Below are 17,585 nucleotides of genomic sequence, written 5' to 3' on the forward strand. Positions count from 1 at the left end.
AATCATAATCTAAATTGAATATAAATGCCTTGGAAGTTTTACCTTGAATGCGCCTAGACAAGGGCTATTTGCTAGCCTATTGATTGTAAGTTTTGCTTTTCACACCTTTTTATTGGTGCTTGCAACAACACACCAATTAAATGAAAACCGCGCCAATCAGGGGCAGTTAATGACCAGCCAACTGGTCACAGACAGCCTTTCTGAGCTGGAACCTGCCAATACAGTATCACTGGCATTATTGGTGAATCGTTATGCCACCAATCCAAGCATTGCTTCTATTCGTATTTTAGATGCGCAAAATCAGGTCTTGGCGACAGGTGGACAGTCACGTACCCGTGAAGGTGAAGTCTTTGTCCGCGATGCAATCATCAATGAAAAGAAAGTCGGCAGCATTGAAATTACCTTAATTCAGCCAAGTATTGGTGAAATTCTGCGTACCCAATGGTTAGCGACACTTTTATCATTATTGGTTCATGGCTTGTTATGGTTGGCTTATCGCGCGATTGCCCGTCCAAGTCGTAGTGAATATTTAGCACGCATTAATAATGAATCTCGCCTTAAACACGAATTACAATTATTGACGCAAGCCCTTGAACAAGAAAAACATCAAACGGCTTTGGCACTTGCGCAGGCACAGCAACAGCCTAAACCTGTGATGTCGCCTAAAGCAAACAAAGCCATTGAGCAAAGCCAAGAGCAAAACAACATTGCGCTGAATATTCAGTTTTATGACCCGAAACAATTATTAGACACGGTCACGCAAAGTGTGTCTGTGCCTTATTTTAGCTTATGTCAGATTTTCCTGAACAAAAGCATTGAACTGTGCGTACAACACTACAAGTTAAACCGTTCCGACATTCAAACAGTACAACCATTCCATGAAGATGGCGCAACACTCAGTATTGCAGCCAATACACCAAATGCAGCAGCCTGTATGGCCATGATTGGCACGGTGTTCCAGTTATTGTCTGAAGTGCTGTATAAGCGTTATCGTGAAGAAAAGCGTTTTGTGTTGCAAACTCGCAGTGGTTTATCAACCGCAGTCGAAGCCATGCAGTTATCTGCAGTGCAGGCAGCAGAGCGTTTGGTGCATCAATTATCTGCTCGTGAAAATGCAGTGCATTTACCGAATGAATTACTAGATGAACTGTCTACGCATTATGAATTGGTGAGTATGCCAAATCCGACCAATGTGCTGATGCGCCATGCCTTTATGGTTAATGGCATGGACAGCCAATCGGCTGAGTTGGCGCAAAGCCTGCGAACTGAAATTCTAAAAGGCAAACATTCAAGAGCTTCTTAAAATAATCCATGAGATGCCTTAAAAGCATAAAAACCTGAGTATGCACACATACTCAGGTTTTTTATACTCACAGATGCTAGATCACATCCATTTACTGCAGCCCAATTTACACATTCAACTGCTTCTGCTCGACCAAATACATTTGCGCATTGTGTACAGCAGCCTGCCCCACCACAGCAGCTTTCTGCCATTCGCCATTGGCTTGTAGCTCCCACGCATTTTGATTGTCATGCAAATAACTCAGCAAGCCATCTTCTACAATACGCTGTTTAATTTTCTCATCCAAAATAGGGAAGCAAGTTTCCACCCGTGAAAATAAGTTGCGCCCCATCCAGTCTGCGCTGGCGCAGTACAATTTTTTTGCACCACCATGCTCAAAATAATACACGCGGGTATGCTCCAAAAAGCGTCCCACAATCGAACGGACATGAATACGCTCAGACATACCTTTCACTTTTGGAATCAAACAACAAATTGAGCGGATAATTAAATCGACCTGTACCCCTGCCTGCGAAGCACGGTACAAAGCCGTAATTAACTCAGGCTCAGTCAATGCATTGACTTTAATGATAATTCGGGCAGCTTTGCCTGCTTGTGCAAACCCGATTTCTTGTTCAATCAGTTTGAGCAATTCACTGTGCAAGGTAAATGGTGCATGCAGCAAGTTTTTTAATTTTGCCGATCTGCCCATGCCTGTGAGTTCCTGAAACACCCGATGCACATCTTCACAAATATCAGGATGTGTGGTCATCAAACCATAGTCGGTGTACATACGTGCATTGCCCGCATGATAGTTGCCTGTACCCAAATGCACATAGCGCACCAACTGATCTTGCTCACGACGCACAATCAAAATCATTTTGGCATGGGTTTTATAGCCGACAATGCCATACACCACCACTGCGCCTGCCTCTTGCAAGACGTTGGCGACCATAATGTTGGATTCTTCATCAAAACGTGCGCGTAGCTCGATCACGGCAGTGACTTCTTTGCCATTACGTGCGGCTTCTGCAAGTACCTGCACAATTTCAGAATCTGGGCCACTACGATACAGCGTTTGCTTAATCGCCAACACATTTGGGTCTTTCGCCGCTTCTTTGAGTAAATTAATCACCGGCTGAAAAGAGTCAAATGGGTGATGTAGCAACACATCCTGCTTTTTCAGAATCTCAAACATCGGTTTTTGCTTCCGAAATATTTTTGGAATCACAGGTGCAAAAGGTGGATATTTCAGTTCAGGTCGGTCAAAACTACTGGTCAGACGCGACAGGTTAATCGGCCCGCTAATCCGATATAATTGCTGCTCATCTAAATCAAACTCTCTGAGCAAATAATCAATAATATCTTGCGGGCAATCATCTTCAATTTCTAAACGTACCGCACGCCCAAAACGACGTGACGATAATTCATCTTTTAAGGCAACTGCCAAATCATCGACATCTTCGGCCAAAATCAGGTCGGCATTGCGGGTCACTCGAAACGCATAGCAACCTGTGGCTTTCATGCCTGGGAACAGATCATTGATATGCTGCTGAATAATCGCAGTCAAGAAAATATGTTCAGTCGCACTACCTGCCACTTCTTTTGGCAAATTGATTAAACGTGGCAAAGAGCGTGGCGCAGGCACAATCGCCATTTCAATTTCACGTCCAAAAGCATCTTTGCCTTGTAAACTGACAATAAAGTTCAGACTTTTATTGACCAAACGCGGAAATGGATGCGATGGGTCTAGGCTAATTGGCGTTAAAACAGGCTGTACCTGACGGGCAAAATAATCGGCAATCCACGCTTTATGTTTATCCACAATGTCATGGTATTGAATAAAGTGAATCCCTAAACTTTGCAGCTGCGGCAAAATGGCATAATTTAAAATGTCGTATTGCTGCTTCACCGCCTGATGCACTTTATCAGACAGTTCTACCAAGACCTGTTCAGTCGGAATGGCATCTGGGGTACGGGTAATGGCATTCAAATCGAGTTGCTTCATTAAACCTGCAACGCGAATTTCAAAAAACTCATCTAAATTACGTGAAAAAATAATTAAAAAATTGAGTCGCTCTAAAATAGGTAACTCTGGGTCTAAAGCTTGCGCCAAGACCCGACGGTTAAACTCAATTAAAGAGAGTTCACGATTAAAATAAGTATCAGATGAATGCTGAAAGTGTTCCATATCTTCTCTATGCTGTTTTTAAGACAGTCTGCTTATTTCGCCTCTGTGCAAGGCATGGTAGGTAGAGATTATGACAATCATGTTACACCCACAATCAATCGCAGAACATTTCGTCAAAATTGAGTATATGTAAAAAATTGATTTTTATTTATTTTATTTTACATTTAATCTATTTTTATAGCAAAAAGGAAGATTTCGCCCTTCCCTTTCGCGGCCAGTTCGTTATCTAGTTTTAGCCAAGTAAGTGCTGACTTTGTACTCGCTGTACTCCTTGTGCCAACATCTGTTGCCATGCTTGTTCTAAAGAGCCATTTAAATCAATCGCTTTGGTGGCATCTTCAATCACATAGGTGCTAAAACCCAACTCACAGGCATCTATTGCCGTCCACGCCACACAAAAGTCGGTGGCAATGCCCACAATATAAACCGTATCAATTTCACGGGCTTTTAAATAGGCCGCCAAGCCTGTGGTGGTTTTGCGGTCTGCTTCCATAAAGGCAGAATAACTGTCTATTTGCTCGTGAAAACCTTTGCGTATAATCAATTGTGCTGTAGGCAAATCTAGATCTGGGTGTAATTCAGCATCAGCTGTGCCTTGCACACAATGCATAGGCCACAACACTTGCTCGCCATAACTGAGCTGAATCTGCTCATAGTCCTGTTTGCCTGCATGGTTGGCAGCAAAGGACACATGCGTTGCAGGATGCCAGTCTTGGGTGATCACAATGTTCTGAAACACACGTCCCAACGCATTAATGCAGGGAATAATTTGATCGGCATTTGCAACCGCCAAATTACCTCCTGGACAAAAACCATTTTGCACATCAACCACAATCAAGGCATTATTCAGCTGCTGCATGCTGTTTCCTTTCCCATCTTAAACGCTACCCTCAGCATAGCTGAAATTTAAGTCTGAGTTGTATCGCTTTGATAAAAATAAAAAGAATCGTTTTCGGCACAATGTTGATAGTTCGGTAGCTGTAACAATAATTGCCGTACAAAACGTGGATAGATTTTGGCTTTGCGTGCAGTCGCGGCATGAAAATAAAAATAAGGCAGTGGATGCCGAGTTAAATAATTGACCAAATGCTGTCGGGTTAAACGCATCACCTGAAAGGCATCAATACCTGCGTTGACATCTTCATAAGTAGCTTGATCGGCAAATGCCAGCCACGCGTTTTGTTTTGGAGAAGTCCGTGTTGCTCGAAAATGGCGTTTCAGTTCTAAAATAAATTCATATTCAATCAGATACAGCGAAAACTGCTGTTGATCCAACTGAAATTCTGCAATCAATTTTTTCTGCTTCAAATGATACTCTTATATTTACTGTTTTTTAGGACTTATTATACCCTGCTTGCGTCATTGCCACCCAGTAGAACAGGCAGCTTTGCGACAGTACTTGTCACACTTCATTCGAGCATTTTCTCTCAAAAATCAGCGATCAACATACAAAAAAATAGCCTGCAGGTGCAGGCTATTTGGTCTTTCAACTGTTCTCATCCTTTTAAACAGTTTGAATACGACGTACCAATAACAACATGAAAATGGCTGAAATAATAATACATGGAATGGCTGCTGAAATAACCCCAGCCGCACCAAAGCCTGCTGCCAACAACTGACCTGCAATAGCAGGGCCAAGCATTGCGCCTACACGACCAACAGCAGAGGCAACACCGACCCCAGTACCACGTACTTCGGTTGGGTAGACAATACTACCAAAAGCATATAACACGCCCTGACAGCCAATCACAAAAGCACCGACCAAAGCTGAAGCCATATACATTTGCATGAGTGAACCCGCTGCATTTAGAGCAAATAAACCTGCCAAAATACCACCATACATCAATAAAATCACGTAGGCTTTTTTCCAACGGTCGGTCAGCATACCCAAAATTACAGTACCGACTGTCGCACTCACCATGAAATAGAACTGTGCAGTACTGCCTTCTTTACGCGAGAAACCTAATTCCATAAATAAAGATGGTAACCAGCTCAACATGATGTAAACCACCATCAAGGTAAAGAAGTAACTCACCCAAATAAATAAGGTACGCAATAAGTTTTGTGAATTAAACAAATCTTTAAAAGATGCTTTTGGCGCAGCATTTTGTGCTGTGACATCTTTACCTGCCGCTTGTGCTTTTAAGAATTCACGTGATTCTGGCAATAACCACATCATCAATGGAATGACAATAAATGGCAGCAAACCACCCAAATAGAAAATGTTTTTCCAGTTTGAGCCAAAATCTGTACTGGCAATTAAAGATAAAATGGCTGCACCCACAGGCATACCACAATACATCAAGCCCACAGCACGACCACGGTTTTGTGGCGAAACAGCTTCAGATGCCAAAGTAATTAAAATTGGCATGGCTGCCCCTAAACCCGCACCTGCCAAGAAGCGCACCGCCAATAAGCTTTCAAAGCTATTCACCCACACCGTACATAAGGTAAATAAAGCAAAGACTGCTGTAGACCAGATTAATACTTTTTTACGACCAATACGGTCTGCAAAACGTCCGCCAACCAAAGCACCTGGCAATAAACCTAAAATACCCGCACTAAAAAATACCCCAAGCTGCGAGCTGTCTAAACCAAAATGCTCACGGATACCTGCCGCAGCAATACCTGCTGCCTGAATATCCAGACCTTCAATCACTGCAATTAAAAAGCAGATCGCGACGGTAATAACCGCATGCCGCTGATCGCTATGTTGTGTTGATCTATCCATTGGGTCCCTCTACTAGAATTAGATAGCCATGTGAAAGCCTGCATCTTGCGCAGTTTTAAACTGCAGCAATAGCTATCAATAAGTGTTAGACCAAAGTGAATTTTTTCAGATCAGCGCAAACGTGTTGCGCAGCATGTAGAAAAAAACATAGCGAAAAAAACAATAAATCTGGCAAATTACACGCTATTTTCCCGCTTAAAGCAGTAAATTCAGCGCAAGATTTCTCACCATTTAAGAAGTCAGCGACAACATAGGTAGACTTAAAAGCTATTATTCTTAAGAATCAAAAATCAAAATATCCCGATTAAAACAGCCAGATATAAGAGCTATAAGGTCTGAATTGAGCGTTTTTTTATATAAATATCTAGGGTCTGTTGACAATTCATCTATGTTTGCGACGTGAGAGATATATCTCGCAAGATTTTTTAGCTGATATAAGGCATGAGACAGGAAATTTAGTCATTCTAAATGACTGGCACATAACGCAATAGCAGCAAAAAATATGCTCGCCCTGAAAGGCTGTGGCTAAAACTTTCTCAGATTGCGTTATGAAACTTGGCAATAGTCTCGCTATTCCCTGCGTTTCATGCCTGATCTGCTCAGTTTTAGCCTACAGCGCAAGCCATTTATGAAATGTCAACAGACCCTATATTCAGCGTTGTATTTCAAACTTGAGGCTAAAAAAGTGCTGATGAGGGTTGCGCCATACCAATGAAAATTTGGGTACAAAGGAGATGGTTATTATTTTTTTATTTTGAACAACAAGCTGCTGATCCTAAAATACTAAATTAAACAAAGTTTATGATTGCTTTGACGAAAGCATATTGTTCTGACACACTGAATCAGTCATAATTTGGCTAAGCATTATTTAATCAATTTGATTGAATTTTGACCCAAATCAAAATACTGCAACCATCCACATCTACCTTTTCTACACCTCTGTGGATGGAAAAATAGGATCTTTTTAAAAAATGACTCAGCAAGCACAGACCATTCAAGGCTCAATTGTCGCAATTGTCACCCCAATGTTAGAAGATGGCAGCGTAGATTGGAAAGGTCTCGAGAAGCTCGTTGAGTGGCACATAGAACAAGGTACCAACAGTATTGTTGCTGTAGGTACAACTGGTGAAGCATCGACCTTAAGTATGGAAGAGCACACCAAAGTGATCGCAGAAATTATTCGCGTCGCAAATAAGCGTATTCCTGTCATTGCTGGTACTGGTGCAAACTCAACGCATGAAGCCATCGAACTGACCAAAGAAGCACAACAATTGGGCGCAGATGCGGCCTTATTGGTAACGCCTTATTATAATAAGCCAACTCAGGAAGGTTTATACCAGCACTATAAAGCAATTGCAGAAGCAGTTGATTTACCTATCATTTTATATAATGTACCGGGTCGTACTGGTGTAGATATGTCAAATGAAACGGTCATCCGTCTTGCAGACATCCCAAATATTGTGGGCGTAAAAGATGCAACGGGCGATGTGCCACGTGGTCAGCAATTATTGGCTGGCTTAACAGGCAAAAACATGGTGGTGTATTCAGGCGATGACGCTACGGCATATCAATTGATGCTGCACGGTGCAAAAGGCAATATTTCTGTAACCGCCAATGTTGCACCAAAAGCCATGAGCCAAGTTTGCGCGGCTGCAATCGCAGGTGATGCTGCAGGTGCAGAGCAACAAAACAGTGCGATTGCAAATTTACACAATATTCTATTTTGTGAATCGAACCCAATTCCTGTGAAATGGGCACTTCATGAAATGGGATTAATTGGTACAGGAATTCGCCTGCCATTAACTCCGCTTGCAGAACAATATCGTGCACCGTTACGCGAAGCCCTTCAGGCTGCGGGTGTCATTCAATAAAAGAGCTTAGTATGATGCAATTACGTTTTGGTTTTATCGCCGCACTTTCAGTATTGAGTTTGGCTGGTTGTAGTTCTCTTGCCATCAATAATGGTTCATTGGACTATAAAGACGCCGCTACTTTAGCACCACTTCAATATCCAGAAGGTTCTGTGGTTCGACCTGCAACACCGTTGTATCCTGCACCAAGCGTTGACCCTTTAGCAACGGCAAATGCACCTAAGCTTGAAAATGCACGTGGCAACCGTTTTGCGATGCCACGTCCTGAAGCCATGCAAGCCAGCAGCAACACAGTTCAAGACAGTACGCAAATTGGACGTCCTCAACCCGTAGTTGACGGAAACCAAAATCCGTTGCTCAAAATTGATGGAAATTCTGCTACAATTTGGCAATACACACTTGCCACCCTCAGCAGTCTGAATTACAGCATTGTTGGTCAAAGTAAGAACCGTTACGAGGCAACCATTAAGGTCGATCAACAGATTTATGTCTTAAGATTGACCTCTGTCGGTTCGAGCAACAACCTAGCTGTATTCAATGCCGATAACAGCTTTGCAGATCAAGAAAAAGCTGCAGATCTGTTGGCCCAGATTTACCAAAATTGGCCAGCCTAGCCGTACTAGGCATTTTTTTTTGAAAAAGGTTCCCTCATGTTAAAACAAACCTTGCTCTATACTGGTAAAGCAAAATCTGTTTATACCACAGACAGTGCAGACCACCTGATTTTAGTCTTTCGTGATGATGCCTCTGCGTTCAATGGCGAAAAAATCGAACAACTAGATCGTAAAGGTAAGGTGAACAACCGTTTTAACGCCTTTATCATGGAAAAATTGGCTGAAGCGGGTATCGAAACTCACTTTGAAAAACTACTTACACCAAACGAAGTATTGGTGAAAAAGTTAGACATGATTCCTGTAGAGTGCGTTATTCGTAACTACGCTGCAGGTTCACTCTGCCGTCGTTTAGGTGTAGAAGAAGGTAAAGAACTGACCCCACCTACATTTGAATTGTTCTTTAAAGATGACGCTCTTGGCGACCCAATGGTAAACGAATCTCAAGCGATTGCTTTAGGTTGGGCCAATGCTGAACAATTGGCAAAAATGAAAGAATTAACTTACCAAGTCAACGATGTATTAAAAGCATTGTTTGATGCAGGTAACATGATTTTGGTCGACTTCAAACTTGAGTTTGGTGTATTCCACGACCGTATTGTGTTGGGTGATGAGTTCTCTCCAGACGGTTGCCGTTTATGGGACAAAGACACCAAGAAGAAACTCGACAAAGACCGTTTCCGTCAAGGTTTAGGCGGTGTGGTTGAAGCTTATGAAGAAGTTGCTGCACGTTTAGGCATCGACTTAGACAATATCTAATTCAAGCTTTTCAATTTTAAAAGCTGAATTCCCAAAACCGAGCAACATTGCTCGGTTTTTTGTATTTTGCTGTAGACCAAACAGGGTTTACAAACCAAATCTTTGAAAAAATCGCCCCATCCACAATGCCCAGTCTGTCTGCCTATTTTTAAATTTATCTGAATTTAAATTGTGTATTCTGCAATTCCGTGTATGCTTGTTGTCATACTAGAAAAATATGAAGTTCGTTTTAATCGTCTAAGTCCGTAGTTTTATTTTGTAATCCTTCGTTTGTTCAGATTTTAAGTCGCATCTTTTTCCCAGTTATTCCAAATCTTTTTTAGATTGCAACATATTAAAATTCAGCAGGATATTTCCCTATGTCAAATCCGACAATGAAAGGCACGGTAAAGTGGTTTAACGAAACTAAAGGTTTTGGTTTTATTCAACCAGAATCTGGTCCAGATGTGTTTGCGCATTTCAGCGAAATCGCACACTCAGGCTTCAAGACTTTACACGAAGGTCAGCAAGTTGAATTCAGCATTGCGCAAGGTCAAAAAGGCCCGAATGCTGTAAACATCAAACCGCTCTAAGCCTTTGAATGCAGCACTCAAGGCTGCAAACAAATGTAAAAAAGCTCAAGTTGATTCTTGAGCTTTTTTTATGCCAATACTTTTACAAATATCTTTTCAGCTATACCAAATCGCTTAGGATTGAGTCTGCTGCCAACGACGTTGTTGTAAACGCTCACCTTCCACTTCACGTTTATTACGTGCCGACTCATACAACTTTGTGCCTTTCAGTTCAGGCGGCAAATAGTCCTGTAGCACAAAATGCTCTGGGTAATTGTGCGGATACAAATAATCTACGCCATAGCCTTGTTCTTTCATCAGTTTGGTCGGTGCATTACGCAAATGCAGTGGCACAGGTAAGTTGGCGGTTTTTTCAGCCAAATCCATGGCTTTATTAATTGCCAAATAAGTACTGTTACTTTTGGCACTGGTTGCCAAATATACTGCACATTGTCCTAAAATAATCCGCGCTTCGGGCATACCCAGCACTTGTACCGAGCGGAAACACTCGCCTGCCAATAACAAGGCATTCGGATTTGAATTGCCAATATCTTCCGAAGCAGCAATCAACATGCGACGCGCAATAAAGCTCGGGTCTTCACCGCCTTTGAGCATGCGCGCCATCCAATACAATGCAGCATCGGGGTCACTGCCACGAATTGACTTAATAAAAGCCGATACCAAATCATAATGTTGCTCGCCTGACTTGTCATAACGGGCAATGTTTTGTTGCGCAACCTTGACCACAATCGCGTTGGTGATGATATTTTCCACCTCGGGTTCAAAGGTGCTTGCCACCAAGTCCAGTAGGTTTAAAGCCTTGCGTGCATCACCTGCAGCAAACTGAATCAGAGCATCAAATTCTTCAATCTGAATATAACGGTCTTTTAAGAATTGATCTTGCTGAATGGCTTGAGTAAGCAAAGTCTGAATCGAATCGGCATCTAAAGCCTTTAAGGTATAGACCTGACAACGTGAAAGCAGCGCACTATTGACTTCAAAAGATGGATTTTCAGTGGTCGCACCAATTAAGGTGATTTTGCCCTTTTCCACCGCATTTAATAAGGCATCTTGCTGCGACTTATTAAAGCGATGAATTTCATCAATAAACACCACTGGTGTGAGCAAATCGCCGCCTTCGGCAATAATTTCACGCAGCTCTTTGACCCCAGTATTCAAGGCAGAAAGGCTGATAAAAGGACGATCTACCGCCTGCGCCAACAGCAAAGCGATGGTGGTTTTCCCCACCCCTGGTGGCCCCCAGAAAATAATTGAAGGCAAATGCCCCTGATCAATCATTTGGCGTAACGGCGCTTGCTCACCTAAAAGATGATCTTGACCAATAATTTGCGATAAATCGCGTGGACGCAAACGCTCAGGCAGTGGAATATGACTCTCTGACATCTTGTTATTTCTATACTTGACTTCAACCTAGTCTACTATGATCTCAAGCTTTGGAGTATTTCTAATCGTACCGATTTATCGCTAAAACACGATTCAAAGTTTATTCTGCAGTATGAATTAACGCACCCAACGCACCACATAATCTTCTATATCTTCTTCTGCAACATCCAGTTCTGAAATACAACGCCCTGCCGCAGATTTTTTGGCTTTAATCACACTTTGGCGTGAGCCCGTATTTAAGTAATGCCAAGATGGCAAATTTTTGCCCTGTTTTAAACGACGATAGGCACAACTTGGCGGCAACCAGTGAATTTTTTCTAGTTTTTCGGGGGAAAGTTGAATGCAATCGGGCACAAAGTCAAAGCGATTGGCATAATCTGAACAACGTGCTGTGTTACAGTCCAGTAACTTGCACGCCACTTTGGTATAGGCCACTTCTTGCGTGTCTTCATCTTCTAGTTTGACCAAACAGCATAAACCGCAACCATCGCACAATGCTTCCCATTCCGCAGTATTTAAGGCATTCAGCGGATAGTTTTTCCAAAATTCAGGTCGTAATTGATCAGACATAGCGCACAGAAAATAACAAAACTGCGTCATTATAACAGCCTTGTTTCAACTTGTTGCTTTTGTTTAGTCTTTAAATGAATCAAACACTTAACTCAAACAACTGAACATTTAATACACAAAAACAAAACAGTGTGCTGCGTTCAGCTCCCTATACTAAATTCAGAAGCTATAAAAACACATGGAGAACAATTATGTTTCGTTGGGCTATAATCTTCGCAGTGATTGCGTTAATCGCGAGTTTACTTGGTTTTGGTGGTGTCGCAGGTTTATCCAAAGACTTTGCCATTATTTTATTGGTGATTGCTGTGATTTTGGCAATTGTTGGTTTCCTCTCTCGCGGAAAAATCTAGTGACCTCGTCTATAAATTCCTAAAAATCAGATAAAAAAGAAGGATTTTTCCTTCTTTTTTTATGTCCGCTTTTTACGCAACAAATGCCAATTTGGCTATTTTAAAAATATTTTCTCACATTTATAGGCAGTATTTACCCTGTTTTTAAAAATGCGTGCCATATTATTATGCTTTAATCATGGCATTGAAAACGATAAGGAATAAGGCATGGCTTTAGCAATCAAAACTCGCGAAATTGAATATACGGCTGCAGATGGCAGCAAACTGATCGGTTATTTTGCTGCACCAGAAACAGCACAAGCTGTCGCGGGGGTGATTGTCGCACCTGAATGGTGGGGACGTAACGAATACACCGAACAACGCGCGCGTGAATTGGCTGAACATGGTTTTGCAGCCTTAGCGATTGATATGTATGGCGATAAAAAAGTCACCACCACCGCAGCCCAAGCCAATGAATGGATGATGCAAACTTTTGCAGATGCTGACACAATTGTGACTCGTGCGTCTGCAGCTTTGGACACTTTAGCTGCCCAACCTGAAGTAAATCGCGATAAACTCGCTGCAATTGGTTTCTGTTATGGCGGCAAAGTCGTTCTGGATTTGGCTCGTTCTGGCGCAGCATTAAAAGCAGTGGTGACCTTCCACGCCAACCTCAGCCCGAAAGCCCCTGCACAACAAGGTCAGGTACAAGCCGAGATTTTGGTGTTGCATGGTGAACTGGACAGCATGGTGACTTTAGACGACGTCGCAAGTTTCCGTGAAGAAATGCACGCGGCTCAAGTAGAGCATGAAGTGATTATTTTTGAAGATGCCAAACACGGCTTTAGTAACCCTCAAGCCGATGAACGTGCCAAAGCCAATGGGGTCGATTTAGGCTATAACGCATCGGCAGAGCAACAAGGTTTAGCTGCCATGTATGAAGTGTTGGATCGTCGTTTAGCAGATTAATCTGCTGTTCACATTACGCAGCATATACTCAACGCAAGCCAAGAAAATTTTAAAGAAGAGGATATAACAATGACTGAGCAATGCCCTTATTGCAATTTTGATGATTATGATGTTTTGGCAAAAAATGAATTTGGGGTAATTTTGCCTGAACCCAATGCCCTGTCTAAAGGACATTGCGTGATCATTCCGCTACGTCACGTCGGCTCTTTTTTTGACATTACAGACAAAGAACGTAAAAGTTTATTGTCTTTATTAGAATTGGCGCGCAATGAGTTGCAATTGCGTCATCAACCTGCAGGTTTCCATGTGGGTTTTAATGATGGCGATGTGTTTGATGCTAAATCTGAGCATTTACACATCCACATTATTCCACGCTATGAAGGTCAGACCTTAAAATTGGATAACCGTTGGGGTATGAGCGGTCAAATTTAAACCACGACTCGTTTTATCCCAAACCAAGTGAAACCAAACCTAAAGAAGAAGATGCACGCTCATCTTCTTTTTTTATGCACGTAATTCCCACGCCAGTTTGGCTATACTAAGCCGCTACTTTACAAACTGGGTTCGCATGACTGCTTTTTCATTTTCCGATGCTCTCCTCACGTGGTTCGATCAACACGGACGCCATGACCTGCCGTGGCAAGTCGCCGATGATCCCTATGCGGTGTGGGTGTCTGAAATCATGCTGCAACAAACTCAGGTCAAAACCGTATTGCAATATTTTGAGCGTTTTTTGCAGCGCTTTCCGACAGTGCAAGATTTAGGACGTGCAACTTGGGATGAAGTTGCACCGTATTGGGCAGGTTTAGGCTATTACGCCCGCGCCCGCAACTTGCATAAAGCCGCAGCCATTGTGGCACAGCAAGGACATTTTCCAAGTACGCTCGAACAGTGGATGGCTTTGCCGGGCATTGGTCGCTCTACGGGTGGTGCCATGATGTCGCTGGGTTTACGCCAATACGGCGTCATTTTGGATGGCAACGTCAAACGGGTTTTAGCACGTTTTTTTGCTATTGAAGATGATTTATCCAAACCTGTACATGAACGTGCCATGTGGCAACTGGCAGAACAGCTCTGCCCCGAAGTGCGTAATCACGACTATACGCAGGCTATTATGGATTTGGGCGCCACCATTTGTACCCCCAAAAAACCACTGTGCTTATATTGCCCAATGCAACAACACTGCAAAGCACATCAACAAGGTTTAGAGCAGGAATTGCCCTTTAAAAAACCGAAAAAAGCCGTACCCGTTAAATCTGCACAGGTCTTAGTACTGCAATGCGCAGATCAGTGGTTATGGCAACAACGTCCCAATACAGGACTTTGGGGTGGACTATGGTGTTTGCCTGTCATTGAAGATGCACAGGCTTTTGAGCAACTGTGTCAAAGCTTGAGCCTTAAACAGGTACAGCAACGCGCACAGATTTCACATAGCTTTACCCATTTCACTTGGCAGCTTGAAGCACTGTGTTTTCAGGTCGATGCTGATCTACAAGAACACTTGGCAATAGAACTGAATGCAGATTGGTATAGTCCGCAACAAGCCAGCGATTTGGGCATTCCGACGGCCATGAAAAAATTGATCTCGGCAATCAATCTGTGACATAGTCAAGCATCGTGATGAATGAAATCTTTGCTTTCACTGCCATTACAAGGATGTCTTATGTTTCGATGGATTGCTGTTTTAAGCCTGTCACTCTTTACCTTATTGATTGCGGCCTGTAGTTCTGCACCGAAACGTCCTAGTACCCCACTCCCGCCTGCCTTGGTGCAAAAACTCAATCAAATGAGTTTAAAAACTCGCTTGCCCATTCCTGTGCAGGGCATTAAAGCGCATCAGTTGAATGACACTTGGGGTGCATCTCGTAGTAGCGGACGTTTGCATGAAGGCATTGATATTCTTGCCGCCAAAGGCAGCAAAGTGTATAGCGCTACAGAAGGTTTAATTGCAGACTTACGCGATAATCGCTTAGGTGGTAAAGTAATTTGGATATTAGGGCCTGCAGGCACTTGGCATTACTATGCACACTTGGATGGACATAAACGCGGTTTAAACGTGGGCGATTATGTCAAGGCAGGAACGCATATTGGCTATGTCGGCAATACAGGCAACGCCCGACACACTGCCGCACATTTGCATTACGGACTTTATTTAAATGGTAAAGGACGCGGTGCGGTCAATCCTTATCCTTATTTACGTTAATTTTGTTAGGAACATTTCATGTCTGAAGCCTTGATAAATCGATTGGTGGAATTTGCAGAATCTGGCAATCAACAAAAAATTGTATTGGCAGGACAAGTCCATCAAGGCTGGGTCATGGAAATTACTGAAGATGCCCTGCTCATCAGCACAGGTTATTCAGATAAAGTTGGTAAAGACAACTGGATTTCCTTTCACGATCTGCAACAGGCAGAACTATATTATTGGGATAACCAACATGACCAATGGGCAGCATTTCAGCTTTAAGTCCGTCCCATTCACATCTATTCAGCTATCTATTCAACAAGGAGCATGACCCATGACGATACAACGCTGTGGCTGGTGTTCCGATGATCCGCTCTATATTTCCTATCATGATTTAGAGTGGGGACAAGCTGTATTTGCCGAAGTGCATTTATTTGAAATGCTGTGTTTAGAGGGACAGCAAGCAGGCTTGTCTTGGATTACTGTATTAAAAAAACGTGAAGCGTATCGTCAGCATTTTTTTCAATACAGCATTGCTGAAATTGCCGCCTTCAGTGATGATGATATTGCGCTCAAATTACAAGATGCTGGATTGATTCGACATCGAGGTAAATTACAAGCAATTCGTGACAACGCACGTGCATGGCAAAAACTAAAAGACGCCGATATAAACGTCGTGACATGGCTTTGGGGTTTTGTTGCACAGCAACCTATTAGGAATGATGTACCTGACTATCGTCTTGCGCCTGCACAAACCGACGCTAGTGTTGCCATGTCGAAAGCCCTAAAGAAAAATGGTTTTAAATTTGTAGGCCCGACCACCTGCTATGCTTTTATGCAAGCTGTAGGCATGGTCGATGATCATGAAAATCACTGTCACTTTAAAACAACATCTTAAAGCAACATCCAAGCTTTAGTATTCAAAACTGCTCAACCCATAATAGCAAGATCACCAATCAATACAGTCAGCCTTATGACAAGGACGGTGCAATATGAGTAATACCATTCGAGCCTATGCCGCAATGCAGGCAGGTGAAGCCCTGCAAGCCTATCAATTTGATGCGGGTGAATTGCAGGCGCATCAGGTAGAAGTCAAAGTCGAATATTGTGGCTTATGCCATTCCGATCTTTCAGTCATTCAAAATGACTGGCATTCCTCGGTATATCCTGTGGTGGCAGGACATGAAATTATTGGCACGATTACCCAATTAGGCAGTGAGGCCAAAGGCTTAACCGTGGGGCAACGTGTAGGCATTGGCTGGACTGCAGACAGTTGCCAACACTGCGATGCCTGTATTGCAGGCGAACAAGTGCTGTGCAGCAATGGCACTACCGCAACCATTGTGGGACATGCAGGTGGTTTTGCCGATAAAGTCCGTGCAGGTTGGCAATGGGTAATTCCATTACCCGATGAGGTCGATCCTGTCAGTGCAGGGCCTTTGCTCTGTGGTGGAATTACCGTATTTGATCCGATCTTGAAACATCAAATTCAGGCAGTACATCATGTTGCGGTGATTGGTATTGGTGGCTTGGGGCATATCGCCATCAAATTATTAAAAGCATGGGGCTGTGAAATTACGGCGTTCAGTTCCAATCCAGACAAAACCGCAGAATTACTGGCTATGGGTGCAGACCATGTAGTGAACAGCCGTGATGCTGCTGCCCTTAAAACCCAGCGTGGCAAGTTTGACCTGATTTTAAGTACGGTAAACGTAAGCTTGGACTGGAATGCTTATTTAAGTACGCTTGCACCACATGGCACTATTCACATGCTAGGTGTAGCGCTAGAACCCATGCAAATTAAGGCGGGCAGCTTAATTGGCGGTGCAAAATCGGTTACTGGTTCATCGACAGGTTCGCCTGCAGCGCTGCGTCAATTACTACAATTTGCCGCACGCAAACAGATTGCCCCACAGGTGGAAGTTTTTCCGATGTCACAAATCAATCAGGCAATTGAACATTTGCATCAGGGCAAGGCACGCTATCGGGTGGTGTTAAAGGCCGACTTTGACTGATTTTTAAGTTAAATCTTGCCCAATTTAACGGTCTTGCTCATCTCAGATGGGCAAGATTTATGTATAAAAAATGTTTTAGATATTCAGTCTGTTATAGAATAAACTGCGTAAGCAGCA

The 17,585-nt window shown here is 42.9% G+C and carries 19 protein-coding genes; 13 read left to right on the forward strand and 6 right to left on the reverse strand.

Features of this window, described 5'->3' with window-relative positions; all coding sequences use genetic code 11:
• Positions 1-43: 43 nt before the first annotated feature.
• Positions 44-1,303: a hypothetical protein gene (locus FTT70_RS10285; RefSeq protein ID WP_004974135.1), complete on the forward strand. Its 1,260-nt coding sequence runs from the start codon at positions 44-46 to the stop codon at positions 1,301-1,303.
• A gap of 106 nt (positions 1,304-1,409) precedes the next feature.
• On the opposite strand, the gene ppk1 is transcribed toward FTT70_RS10285, so the two are convergent.
• The 4 genes from ppk1 to mhpT all read right to left on the reverse strand — a co-directional run bounded on the left by ppk1 (position 1,410) and on the right by mhpT (position 6,204).
• Positions 1,410-3,473 (reverse strand): polyphosphate kinase 1, encoded by a 2,064-nt coding sequence (ppk1, locus tag FTT70_RS10290; RefSeq protein WP_180008541.1) that lies wholly within the window; start codon positions 3,471-3,473, stop codon positions 1,410-1,412.
• 232 nt (positions 3,474-3,705) lie between these two features.
• On the reverse strand, positions 3,706-4,332 hold the full coding sequence (gene pncA / locus FTT70_RS10295; protein ID WP_180168606.1) for a bifunctional nicotinamidase/pyrazinamidase: 627 nt from the start codon (positions 4,330-4,332) through the stop codon (positions 3,706-3,708).
• Between the two features lie 47 nt (positions 4,333-4,379).
• Positions 4,380-4,781, reverse strand: a complete 402-nt coding sequence (locus tag FTT70_RS10300; RefSeq protein ID WP_131261230.1) for a hypothetical protein — start codon at positions 4,779-4,781, stop codon at positions 4,380-4,382.
• 196 nt (positions 4,782-4,977) lie between these two features.
• A complete protein-coding gene (gene mhpT, locus FTT70_RS10305; RefSeq protein ID WP_131261231.1) occupies positions 4,978-6,204 on the reverse strand; it encodes a 3-(3-hydroxy-phenyl)propionate transporter MhpT in 1,227 nt (408 codons plus the stop codon).
• Positions 6,205-7,175: 971 nt separating this feature from the next.
• Between mhpT and dapA the strand changes: the two genes are divergently transcribed.
• The 4 genes from dapA (at position 7,176) to FTT70_RS10325 (ending at position 10,017) form a co-directional block, all read left to right on the forward strand.
• A complete protein-coding gene (dapA, locus tag FTT70_RS10310) occupies positions 7,176-8,075 on the forward strand; it encodes a 4-hydroxy-tetrahydrodipicolinate synthase (protein WP_131261232.1) in 900 nt (299 codons plus the stop codon).
• Positions 8,076-8,089: 14 nt separating this feature from the next.
• Positions 8,090-8,689 carry a hypothetical protein gene (locus tag FTT70_RS10315; RefSeq protein ID WP_026438344.1) on the forward strand — a complete coding sequence of 200 codons (600 nt, stop codon included), beginning with the start codon at positions 8,090-8,092 and terminating at the stop codon, positions 8,687-8,689.
• A gap of 36 nt (positions 8,690-8,725) precedes the next feature.
• Positions 8,726-9,445 carry a phosphoribosylaminoimidazolesuccinocarboxamide synthase gene (gene purC / locus FTT70_RS10320; RefSeq protein ID WP_004974116.1) on the forward strand — a complete coding sequence of 240 codons (720 nt, stop codon included), beginning with the start codon at positions 8,726-8,728 and terminating at the stop codon, positions 9,443-9,445.
• A gap of 359 nt (positions 9,446-9,804) precedes the next feature.
• Entirely contained in the window at positions 9,805-10,017 is a 213-nt protein-coding gene (locus FTT70_RS10325; protein ID WP_004974113.1) for a cold-shock protein, read from the forward strand.
• A gap of 114 nt (positions 10,018-10,131) precedes the next feature.
• On the opposite strand, the gene FTT70_RS10330 is transcribed toward FTT70_RS10325, so the two are convergent.
• Entirely contained in the window at positions 10,132-11,400 is a 1,269-nt protein-coding gene (locus FTT70_RS10330) for a replication-associated recombination protein A (protein WP_004974112.1), read from the reverse strand.
• Between the two features lie 117 nt (positions 11,401-11,517).
• Positions 11,518-11,970, reverse strand: coding sequence for a YcgN family cysteine cluster protein (locus tag FTT70_RS10335; RefSeq protein WP_026438343.1), 453 nt, complete (start codon positions 11,968-11,970; stop codon positions 11,518-11,520).
• Positions 11,971-12,161: 191 nt separating this feature from the next.
• Here FTT70_RS10335 and FTT70_RS10340 point away from each other — a divergent pair, with 191 nt between their 5' ends.
• The 8 genes from FTT70_RS10340 (at position 12,162) to FTT70_RS10375 (ending at position 17,468) form a co-directional block, all read left to right on the forward strand.
• On the forward strand, positions 12,162-12,320 hold the full coding sequence (locus FTT70_RS10340; protein WP_004974108.1) for a DUF1328 domain-containing protein: 159 nt from the start codon (positions 12,162-12,164) through the stop codon (positions 12,318-12,320).
• Positions 12,321-12,527: 207 nt separating this feature from the next.
• Positions 12,528-13,268 (forward strand): dienelactone hydrolase family protein, encoded by a 741-nt coding sequence (locus tag FTT70_RS10345; protein ID WP_136144130.1) that lies wholly within the window; start codon positions 12,528-12,530, stop codon positions 13,266-13,268.
• Between the two features lie 69 nt (positions 13,269-13,337).
• The gene (locus tag FTT70_RS10350; protein ID WP_070155794.1) at positions 13,338-13,700 is read left to right on the forward strand and encodes an HIT family protein; all 363 of its coding nucleotides are present in this window, start codon (positions 13,338-13,340) and stop codon (positions 13,698-13,700) included.
• 136 nt (positions 13,701-13,836) lie between these two features.
• Positions 13,837-14,871 carry an A/G-specific adenine glycosylase gene (mutY, locus tag FTT70_RS10355; protein WP_180168607.1) on the forward strand — a complete coding sequence of 345 codons (1,035 nt, stop codon included), beginning with the start codon at positions 13,837-13,839 and terminating at the stop codon, positions 14,869-14,871.
• A gap of 60 nt (positions 14,872-14,931) precedes the next feature.
• Entirely contained in the window at positions 14,932-15,471 is a 540-nt protein-coding gene (locus FTT70_RS10360) for a M23 family metallopeptidase (RefSeq protein WP_131261236.1), read from the forward strand.
• Between the two features lie 18 nt (positions 15,472-15,489).
• On the forward strand, positions 15,490-15,735 hold the full coding sequence (locus tag FTT70_RS10365; protein WP_104852758.1) for a hypothetical protein: 246 nt from the start codon (positions 15,490-15,492) through the stop codon (positions 15,733-15,735).
• Between the two features lie 52 nt (positions 15,736-15,787).
• Positions 15,788-16,351 carry a DNA-3-methyladenine glycosylase I gene (locus tag FTT70_RS10370; RefSeq protein WP_180168608.1) on the forward strand — a complete coding sequence of 188 codons (564 nt, stop codon included), beginning with the start codon at positions 15,788-15,790 and terminating at the stop codon, positions 16,349-16,351.
• A 94-nt stretch (positions 16,352-16,445) separates the two neighbouring features.
• Positions 16,446-17,468 carry an NAD(P)-dependent alcohol dehydrogenase gene (locus tag FTT70_RS10375; protein WP_004974093.1) on the forward strand — a complete coding sequence of 341 codons (1,023 nt, stop codon included), beginning with the start codon at positions 16,446-16,448 and terminating at the stop codon, positions 17,466-17,468.
• The last annotated feature ends 117 nt before the right edge of the window (positions 17,469-17,585 follow it).

Origin of the sequence: Acinetobacter sp. YH01003, assembly GCF_013420525.1 — a bacterium.
GTDB classification, from domain to species: domain Bacteria; phylum Pseudomonadota; class Gammaproteobacteria; order Pseudomonadales; family Moraxellaceae; genus Acinetobacter; species Acinetobacter towneri.